This is a genomic window from Desulfobulbus rhabdoformis (genome assembly GCF_016919065.1).
Classification (GTDB): Bacteria; Desulfobacterota; Desulfobulbia; order Desulfobulbales; family Desulfobulbaceae; genus Desulfobulbus; species Desulfobulbus rhabdoformis.
Genome location: NZ_JAFFQA010000083.1, coordinates 1 through 8,585, shown reverse-complemented (window position 1 = coordinate 8,585; position 8,585 = coordinate 1). Strand labels below are relative to the sequence as shown.

Sequence of the window (8,585 nt, the reverse complement as noted above, 5' to 3'; positions counted from 1 at the left end):
GAGAGAATTTCTTTTCGAAACAACCCGGACCATGACTCTTCAAGAAGTTTGCGCCTCTTGGGCCCAATGTGACCCCAGGGATCGAAAATGTGCAGCTGTTTGTGGTTTTTTACGTAAAACATTTAAGTGCCTCGTATCATATTGAATCTACGAAGCAATGTTAACATTTGTCGAAGATTTTCTCAACTTAGAAAATAAATTTTATTTTGTAAAATTAGCCAGTTAAACACAAAAACTTTTTACGAAACCATCAATCATCTTGCGGGGGAAAATATCAGAAAAACCGGAGCCGTTGGTGAAAGGGTCGGTAAGGGGCGGCATACGACAACAAGCCGTGACCTGCTTCTCCTGCCCGGTGGCGGAATGGTGATTGATAATCCGGGCATCCGAGAGATCGGTTTTGTCCGTGATGAATCGAGCAGTATAAGTGCATTTCCCGATATTGACGCACTTGCCAGCCAATGCAGGTTCAGTAACTGCACACACACCTGTGAGCCGGGCTGTCGGGTGCTTGAGGCGGTAATCACAGGTGAAATACCCGCCAGAAGGTTGAACAACTATATCAAGCTGAACAACGAACTCAATTACACCCGTGAACGGCATAACAAAAGTGCCGCTAGAGTGGAAAAAGAACGTTGGCAGCATATTTCAAAAAAGCTAAAAAATTTGAAACACAGGAAAAATCAACAATGAAAATAATACATGCGGAACCCTCAGATACACAAGGTCTGCTGTATGTCCATCAGCAGGCTTTCGCTACGGCTCATGACAGGGAGAAGGGGATGGTTATCAGTGAGCTTGTACAGGGCTTGTTGGGAGATCCTACAGCAGAGCCGCTCCACTCACTGATCGCTGTTGCGCAGGACAAGGTGGTCGGACATGTGCTGTTTACCAAAGTGGATATAAACGAAGAGGGAAGCAATATCGCAGCGCAAATACTTGCGCCTCTTGCCGTGCTTCCCGATTTTCATAATATGGGCATAGGGCGAAAAATGGTTATGGCTGGCCTGGACGCCCTTCGCAAATCAGGAACACAACTCGTTTTTGTACTCGGCCATCCCGAGTATTATCCCCGTTGCGGTTTTAGCCCGGCAGGAATTTGCGGCTTCGAGGCACCTTATCCTATTCCGGAGGAGCATGCCGCAGCCTGGATGGTACAGGAACTGACGCCTGGCGTTATCGGCACCGTATCTGGAAAAATTCGTTGCGCTGATACACTGCATCAGCCTGAACACTGGCGGGAATAAGTGAGTGGGCAACCCGTTCAGGGAAACTCTGGGCGTAAGCGATCACGGGGCACCGAATCTGCGGTGTTATCGGCCTGTTTACGTACAGGCGTACGCTGCACAGGCCGACGCCTAGCATCTCCGGCACCCCGTAACCGCTTACAGTTTCGATAATACGAGTTCTTTCAGGGGGTCCCCCTGATCGCTTACCTCTGGGCAGGTTGCCATAAAGGAGAGTTTTTCAGGTGTCCGTTTAGAAATGAGAAATTCAGGGATCTGTTTAAAACTTAACAGTTGTTGCCATGAAATTTAACATATGTTGCATGATTAAACGGTTTGAAATTTAACAGTGAACCCGTTTCACTCAAGCACGGGGTAGAGAATTTGTCGCTTAACATTCTAAAGTTAGGGTGAAATTATGCTGTCTTGATTTTCGGTGTGTTTCTCTGTACCTGTTGGTATGTTTTTTGATGTGTTGTGAAAAACAATGTACAACACCCTCAATTCAAAGGAGAGCGTCCATGTGGAAGATATTGATGATGATATCAAAAAATCTGGTTCTAGCCATCCCAGCGGTCATGGTGCTTGGCTTTATCGCAGGCGCCAGCGGTAATATGGCCTGGCTCAAGAGTCTGATTATCCCTTTTACTTTTCTCATGGTCTACCCGATGATGGTGACCTTGAAGGTGCGGGAGGTCTTCGCTGGAGGAAATGTTCGCGCCCAACTCATCACCCAACTGGTGAACTTTGCCGTGGTTCCCTTTATGACCTTTGGCATTGGCTGGCTGTTCTTTCGTGAGCAGCCCTACATGATGCTGGGATTACTTTTGGCCGGTCTGGTTCCCACCAGCGGCATGACCATTTCCTGGACCGGTTTTGCCAAGGGGAACATGGCTGCCGCAGTCAAAATGACAGTCATCGGGCTCACTCTGGGTTCACTACTGACCCCTTTGTATGTCAAAGGATTGCTGGGGGCTACCGTCTCCATGAATATGGCGACCGTGTTCAAGCAAATTGGTTTGATCGTCTTTTTGCCCATGGCGCTTGGCTACCTTACCCAGCGGACATTGATTTCCCGATACGGGCAGAAGACCTTTGCCCAGCGCTTTGCCCCCCGGTTCCCGGCCATGTCGACCTTGGGGGTTCTGGGCATCGTTTTTATTGCCTTGGCGCTCAAAGCCAAGACCATCATGGCTGCGCCGCAGATGCTGGTTCAGATTCTGCTTCCCCTGGCCATCGTTTATCTCATAAACTATGTGCTGAGTACAGTGCTTGGCCGCGTACTGCTGCCACGTGGTGATGCCATTGCCATGGTTTATGGTACGGTTATGCGCAACCTTTCCATTGCCCTGGCCGTCGCCATCAACGCCTTTGGTGCGCAGGGTTCGGATGCAGCCCTGGTTGTTGCCCTGGCCTATATCATTCAGGTGCAGTCAGCTGCCTGGTACGTTAAGTTTACCGATCGTTTCTTTGGCCCGGCCCCGGTGCCTGAACCAGCTGTCCAGGCTGCGGGTACGAACTGAGGGGAATCTTGCTTAATCGCTTTTTTGTCCAATCCTGACCGAAAAAACAATTTTTCAAGACAACTCAAAGCCCCTAAGAGGAGGACTTCATGCTCCCTGAAATGAAACATATCCTGTATGCAACCGATCTTTCCGAAAATTCCCGTCAGGCGCTGCGTTATGCCGCTTCTCTGGCAAAGAGTAACAAGGCAGAGCTGACCATGGTTCATGTGCTTCCCGACTGGGTGGAGATCATGAGCGAAAATGCCGGAATCGATATTGAAACCCATTTTGACCTGGAGACCTGGGAGAATATCAACACCTCGGCCATGGCTGCCGCCCAGGAAAAAGCACGTAAGCGGGTGGAGGAGATGGCTGCGGAGTGTCGCCTCGAGGATCCCGACTGTCCCGTGGCCAGGGCGACGATTAAGGTGCTCCAGGGCGATGCCGCAGCGTGTATTCTGGAGGAATTGAAAACAGCAAGTTACGATCTGGTGGTCATGGGTGCCCACGGGCAAGGGCCGTTTATCGATATGCTGCTGGGCTCTGTGGCCAACAAGATCGTGCGCATGAGCCCGGTTCCTGTATTTACGGTACGTCTGCCCAAAGAGGCATGATGAGGTTGATTACTCCAACCCATAGGCCTTAATCTTCCGCCAGAGTGTTGTTCTCGGAATATCCAGTATCTGGGCGGTCAGCCCCTTGTTGTATTCCGTGCTTGCCAGCACCTTGGCTATATAACGTCGTTCCATCTCCTGGAGGGTGGGCAAACCGTCCCCCTCCAGAGTGTCAAACTGCAGGTCCTGGAGGTCGCTTGGCAAATCACCGGGGCCTATCTCCTCCCCGTCAGTCAGGGCCACGGCCCGTTCTATGATATTTTCCAATTCACGCACATTGCCTGGAAAACTGTAGCTGCAGAGTATATCCAGCGCCGGAGGCGTAATTCCCTGGACCTGTTTATGAAAGGCCAGGCTGTACTTTTCGATGAAAAAACGAATCAGGAGGGGAATGTCTTCCCCGCGTTCGGTCAGCGGTGGAAGGGGGATATTGACCACATTGAGTCGAAAATAGAGATCTTCGCGAAAGGTCCCCAGTTCGACCTCGTGTTTGAGGTCCTTATTGGTGGCGGCGATGATGCGAATATCGAGCTCTATGGGCGTTGTCCCGCCAACCCGTAAAATTCTCCGTTCCTGGATGACGTGCAGCAGTTTGACCTGCATCCCTAGGGGCATTTCCCCAATCTCATCGAGAAAAACCGTGCCTCCGGCAGCTGATTCGAGCAAACCGACCTTGGTTGCGCTGGCCCCGGTAAAGGCACCGCGTTCATAGCCAAAGAGTTCGCTGCTGATTAACTCGTCGGTAAAACCACCGCAGTTAAAGGCGACAAAGGGGTGGTCGCGGTTGGGGCTCATCTGATGGATGGCCCTGGCCACCAAAGCCTTGCCCGTTCCACTGCTTCCCTGAATGAGTACGTTGCAGTCCACCGGCGCCACCTTGCGGATCATAGCAAAGAGATCCTGAATAGCCGGGCTGTTGCCGATAATCGAACTCAGGCCGGAGTCGCCTTTCAGAGCCTCGCGCAGTCGCTGGTTTTCCATGCGCATGGCTATCTTTTCACGGACGCTGTTAACCAGTAACCTGATTTCCGCCAGGTTGACCGGCTTGGCTATATAGTGAAAGGCACCTTTGCGGATCGCTTCCACCGCGCTCTCAACACTCTTGTACCCGGTGATGATGATGACCTCGGTTTCCGGACGCAGCGCTTTGAGACGACTGAGTATTTCCAGTCCGTTCATGTCCGGCAACCGCATGTCCAAAAGGACGATGTCAAAAGGCTCCTGCATCATCCGCTCAAGAAAGGAGCGCCCGATGATAAAGGATTCGATAGCAAACGACTCTTTTGCCAAGGCTTGGCTCAGGCGGCGGCAGACAATTTCCTCGTCGTCAACGATTGCAAGTCGCAGCATGCTCATACGATTCCTCCGAGAAATTCCCCCTGTTCCGGTTGTTCCAAGTGGGGCAGAAGGACTGTGAACACGGTTCCCTGTCCCGGATCGCTTGCCACCTTGATTTTACCACCGTGCCGTTTGATCAAGGAATAGCACAACGCCAACCCAAGCCCGGTTCCCTTGCCCACCTCTTTGGTCGAGAAAAACGGCTCGAAGATTTTGTGTTGCAGGTCTTGGGGAATACCCTCGCCGAAATCCTGCACCGTAAAGGCTATAAAACCAGGTTTTTGGGCATAGTCAATGCCCAGGCGAATATGCGCGTCCCGAGGCGAGGCCTGAATGGCATTGAGCAGCAGGTTGGTGAAGACCTGTTGCAGATTGCCCAGGTTACCGCAGATCTGGGGCAGATCGTCAGCAATGGAGGTCTCAAAGTGCAAGCCAACATCCTTGATTTGATTTTTCACCAGATTGATACTGCTTGAAAGGATCAGCTCTGGGTCCAGTTGACTGAAGATCGGGCGCTCGGTGCGGCTGAAATCTAATAAATTCTTGACGATTTCGGCGGCTCGCTCTGCCTGGGTGAGAATATCGGTGAGCATTTCCATCCTCTCCGGATCATCCTCCTCTTCCATTTCCTCTTTCAGGCTTTCAGCGGTGAGTACAATATTGTTGATCGGATTGTTAAGCTCATGGGCCACCCCTGCGGTGAAGGTTCCTATGGCGGCGATTTTACGCGTCTGAATCAGATCTTCCTGATGAATTTCCAGCTCTTTTGCCATGTGGTTGAAGGCTTGAATAAGTCCTGAAATTTCTTCCAGAGGAACGCCGTAATAGTCTATGGGGCTGAAATCCCCTCTGCCGACGGATCGGGTTGTTTCCTTGATCACATTAAGCGGCTTGAGCAGGCCGTGAGAGATGAGCCAGAGAACCAGGAGGAGCAGAGAGAGCAGGATGGCGAGAAAGGCAAAGGGAAGGATGGATATCCGGAGGATGGCGGCGTGAATCCGTTTACGTTTGGTCTGGCGAAATTGGTCGGCGTCGTTGGTGAGTTTTTTCCCGATAGTGCGCATCGGTGTGGGGGAGATTTTGGCATGCGATGCAAGCCCTGATGCCATCAACCTGTACTCTTTGAGGTTTTCGGTAAAGGATTCGAGAGACTGGTCGTTGGTCAGTTGTCGTAAATCAGCGGAAAGATCAGTGACCAAGGTGTCAATGCGGTCGAGGTAATCAAGGCTCTCCTGCATGTTGCGGGCATCGCCATAGATCAGGAAGTTTTTTTCAAACCGCCGCACCTCAAGAATATTGTTGAGCAGGTCATCGTAACGCTCACTAATGAGCAGGTGTTCCTTGAGGGTACCAAAATTCCAGAGGTTCAAGGCCGTCAGTGCGGCAATGGAGAGAAACGCCACGGAAAAGATAGTGAATATTTTGCCTTTGATCGAGCCCGGATTGACCAGCCGACTTCCGGCTCCCACCACCTCCTGCCCCAGTTTTCCCAGATACACGCCCACCGTACCATCCTCCTCAGAAGATATTATTTCATAATGAAACATCGTTAATTAACTCTAAGCTATTTTGTTTCAAAATGAAATAAAAGAACGGGGGTGGATAACGAATATTTTAATAATATGCTGGATATATTGAATTTATTTTCATGGCATCCTCCTTGCTACTGAAGAAGGAAATGAGGAGGTCCATGGAAAAAATACTGGTAGCGATAGATACACGACATGGCGCATGGGCAGCACTGTCCCATGCCTGTTCCCTTGCCCGGCGAATGGATGTTGAGCTGTATGTGCTTCTGGTGAATCCTCCCCCTGGGGAAAGGAAGGTATCTTCCGGGAATGTACTTGAATCTACAGTGAAAAAACGCCTGTCCTTACTGCTGGAAACAGCAAAGGCCCAGGGGATCAGCATCAACTATTTTGTCACGGAAGGGACTTATGAGGATGAGGTTATTCAATTTGTCAAACATTACAGAATTGGCCTTTTAGTTTTTGAAACCAAGGGAAGTGAAACCCGGATGACGGCGAAGGAGGCCACCCTGCTGGGAACGCTCCGTCATCGGTTGCGCTGCAAAATAGAAGTAGTGGCTGCCAATAAAAGTGGCCCAAACCCAGAGAGCTTGCGATCGGGCTGAAGTCCTGTCCGGTGGGATGCGGGCAGATGGAGTCAAAAAAATATGATTACCATCAGAACTCAGCTGGAAAAGAAGAATTTGTGCCGAGTGCCACTTCTCTTCCGCAAAAGGCAATGAGTCGGTAAACCGTTCGCCCTGTCGCGGGCATGGCCCGTCTCCTACAAGCCTCCCAAATGTCATCGGACTCGTAGGAGTGGGCCTTGCCCGCGACAAATATTGCAGCTGAGTTTCAGTGGTAATCAAAAAAAATGAGTTGCGGAGGGATGCATTCGACGAAGATGACAAAAAACGGGAATCTTGAATAATTGTTTTTTCTGCCAATCCCGGCGTCATGCTTAAAATTTTATCCTCGGAATATCAAATATATGCCTGCGGTAAAATTTTGCGCGATCCTTGGCCTTGATTGAAAAATCTAATGATTCAAGACTCCCTAACGTTCTCAAACGGGTTTTGAGAGCGTGAATATCAACCAAACAGAAATTTTCAAGAGGACGAGATGGATCTTTCAATGAATCTTTATCTCCCCATTGCCGGAGCCAGTGTCAACTGTCTGGCGATTTTCGGCCTTGGTGGAGTGGTCGGTCTGTTGTCGGGCATTTTTGGTGTCGGCGGCGGATTTCTCATGACCCCACTTCTGATCATGTTGGGCATTCCCCCAACCGTGGCTGCGGCATCTGATTCCAATCAAATCGTCGGTGCCTCCACTTCCGGGACCCTCGCCCATTTTCGCCAGGGGAATGTGGATATCAAAATGGGCCTGCTGCTCCTGATTGGTGGTATTGTCGGCGGCACTCTGGGCGTTCAGGTTATTGCCCTCCTGCGGAAGATGGGAAATGCCGATTTTCTGATTACCGTCACCTACGTTTTGATGCTTGGTTTTGTTGGCGGCTACATGTTTCTTGAGAGCCTGCAGGCCATGCGCAAGTCCGGCCAGGAGGCTGCGGCGGAAACCGAGGTCAAGGAATCGCTCTATGCCAAGCTCATCGGCATTCTTCCCATGCAGATGGATTTTGCACGTTCAGGTATTCGCCTTTCTTTGCTGATGCCGTTTGTTTTGGGTATCCTGGTGGGCGTACTTGCGGCCATCATGGGGGTTGGTGGCGGTTTCATCATGGTGCCGGTTATGGTTTATCTGCTGCGCATGCCCATGCATGTGGTGGTTGGCACCTCTTTGTTTCAGATCCTCTTTACCTGTATGAACGTAACGGTCATGCAGGCTGCAAAGAATCATACCGTGGACTTCATTCTTGCCCTGCTGCTTCTGATCGGTTCCGCCATTGGTGCTCAGATAGGGGCCAAAGTCGGCAAGAAGCTCGGAGGCGAACACTTAAAAATTCTTTTGGCCACGCTGGTTCTCGTGGTCATGGTAAAAATGCTCTGTGATTTACTGATCACACCGGACATTCTGTTGACCTATGCAGGAGGACATTAATATGGGCCTGGTAAAAATTTGTCGTGTTCAGCCGCTGCTACTGGCCGCACTGCTTTTAGCCGTGCCCTGCGTGGGCTTTGCTGCAAAAACCTCTATCCAGCTTACGCCTGGTACGATTGACATGGGAACCCAGTATAATGGTGCCGATATCGAGGTGAGTGGAGACGTTCCCGCCGATTCCGAGATGATTGTTCGCTTGATGGGCACGCTGTAGATTCTCAAGTTCCCGTCCAACATGTTTCTCACGTATAATTACCAGCTATTTTTCCAACGTAGATGGCCGGAAGGATTTCTCCTTCCGGCCATTTTGATCGTAGACAGCAGTCTACCGCACCG

Annotated in this window: 9 protein-coding genes; 7 read left to right on the top strand and 2 right to left on the bottom strand. The window is 50.7% G+C overall.

The annotated features are described in order from the left end of the window. Window positions 1-198: 198 nt before the first annotated feature. From rsgA to JWJ90_RS22005, 4 genes are all read left to right on the top strand, one after another. The gene (gene rsgA / locus JWJ90_RS24030; protein ID WP_205229377.1) at window positions 199-693 is read left to right on the top strand and encodes a GTPase RsgA; all 495 of its coding nucleotides are present in this window, start codon (window positions 199-201) and stop codon (window positions 691-693) included. Then, window positions 690-1,247, top strand: a complete 558-nt coding sequence (locus tag JWJ90_RS22015) for a GNAT family N-acetyltransferase (RefSeq protein WP_205229375.1) — start codon at window positions 690-692, stop codon at window positions 1,245-1,247. The genes rsgA and JWJ90_RS22015 overlap by 4 nt, the downstream gene beginning before the upstream one ends. A 500-nt stretch (window positions 1,248-1,747) precedes the next feature. Continuing rightward, window positions 1,748-2,749 (top strand): arsenic resistance protein, encoded by a 1,002-nt coding sequence (locus JWJ90_RS22010; protein WP_205229374.1) that lies wholly within the window; start codon window positions 1,748-1,750, stop codon window positions 2,747-2,749. A gap of 89 nt (window positions 2,750-2,838) precedes the next feature. Continuing rightward, window positions 2,839-3,345 carry a universal stress protein gene (locus JWJ90_RS22005; protein ID WP_205229373.1) on the top strand — a complete coding sequence of 169 codons (507 nt, stop codon included), beginning with the start codon at window positions 2,839-2,841 and terminating at the stop codon, window positions 3,343-3,345. A 9-nt stretch (window positions 3,346-3,354) separates the two neighbouring features. Here JWJ90_RS22005 and JWJ90_RS22000 read toward each other — a convergent pair whose 3' ends face one another. Further along, window positions 3,355-4,701, bottom strand: coding sequence for a sigma-54-dependent transcriptional regulator (locus JWJ90_RS22000; RefSeq protein WP_205229372.1), 1,347 nt, complete (start codon window positions 4,699-4,701; stop codon window positions 3,355-3,357). Further along, on the bottom strand, window positions 4,698-6,230 hold the full coding sequence (locus JWJ90_RS21995) for an ATP-binding protein (protein ID WP_205229371.1): 1,533 nt from the start codon (window positions 6,228-6,230) through the stop codon (window positions 4,698-4,700). Before JWJ90_RS21995 ends, JWJ90_RS22000 begins: the two co-directional genes overlap by 4 nt. A 143-nt stretch (window positions 6,231-6,373) precedes the next feature. Here JWJ90_RS21995 and JWJ90_RS21990 point away from each other — a divergent pair, with 143 nt between their 5' ends. The 3 genes from JWJ90_RS21990 (at window position 6,374) to JWJ90_RS21980 (ending at window position 8,463) form a co-directional block, all read left to right on the top strand. After that, the gene (locus JWJ90_RS21990) at window positions 6,374-6,817 is read left to right on the top strand and encodes a universal stress protein (RefSeq protein WP_205229370.1); all 444 of its coding nucleotides are present in this window, start codon (window positions 6,374-6,376) and stop codon (window positions 6,815-6,817) included. A 496-nt stretch (window positions 6,818-7,313) separates the two neighbouring features. Continuing rightward, window positions 7,314-8,249 carry a sulfite exporter TauE/SafE family protein gene (locus JWJ90_RS21985; protein ID WP_240195103.1) on the top strand — a complete coding sequence of 312 codons (936 nt, stop codon included), beginning with the start codon at window positions 7,314-7,316 and terminating at the stop codon, window positions 8,247-8,249. 1 nt (window position 8,250) lies between these two features. Then, complete coding sequence (locus JWJ90_RS21980) at window positions 8,251-8,463, top strand: hypothetical protein (RefSeq protein WP_205229369.1); 213 nt, start codon at window positions 8,251-8,253, stop codon at window positions 8,461-8,463. Window positions 8,464-8,585: the final 122 nt, after the last annotated feature.

What these genes read in the sequence shown, in the direction of transcription:
- JWJ90_RS22005 (WP_205229373.1), top strand. Translation starts at nt 2,839, where the DNA reads ATGCTCCCTGAAATGAAACATATCCTGTATGCAACCGATCTTTCCGAA.
- JWJ90_RS21980 (WP_205229369.1), top strand. Translation starts at nt 8,251, where the DNA reads ATGGGCCTGGTAAAAATTTGTCGTGTTCAGCCGCTGCTACTGGCCGCA.
- JWJ90_RS22000 (WP_205229372.1), bottom strand. Translation starts at nt 4,701, where the DNA reads ATGAGCATGCTGCGACTTGCAATCGTTGACGACGAGGAAATTGTCTGC.
- JWJ90_RS21990 (WP_205229370.1), top strand. Translation starts at nt 6,374, where the DNA reads ATGGAAAAAATACTGGTAGCGATAGATACACGACATGGCGCATGGGCA.
- JWJ90_RS22015 (WP_205229375.1), top strand. Translation starts at nt 690, where the DNA reads ATGAAAATAATACATGCGGAACCCTCAGATACACAAGGTCTGCTGTAT.
- JWJ90_RS22010 (WP_205229374.1), top strand. Translation starts at nt 1,748, where the DNA reads ATGTGGAAGATATTGATGATGATATCAAAAAATCTGGTTCTAGCCATC.
- JWJ90_RS21985 (WP_240195103.1), top strand. Translation starts at nt 7,314, where the DNA reads ATGGATCTTTCAATGAATCTTTATCTCCCCATTGCCGGAGCCAGTGTC.
- JWJ90_RS21995 (WP_205229371.1), bottom strand. Translation starts at nt 6,230, where the DNA reads ATGTTTCATTATGAAATAATATCTTCTGAGGAGGATGGTACGGTGGGC.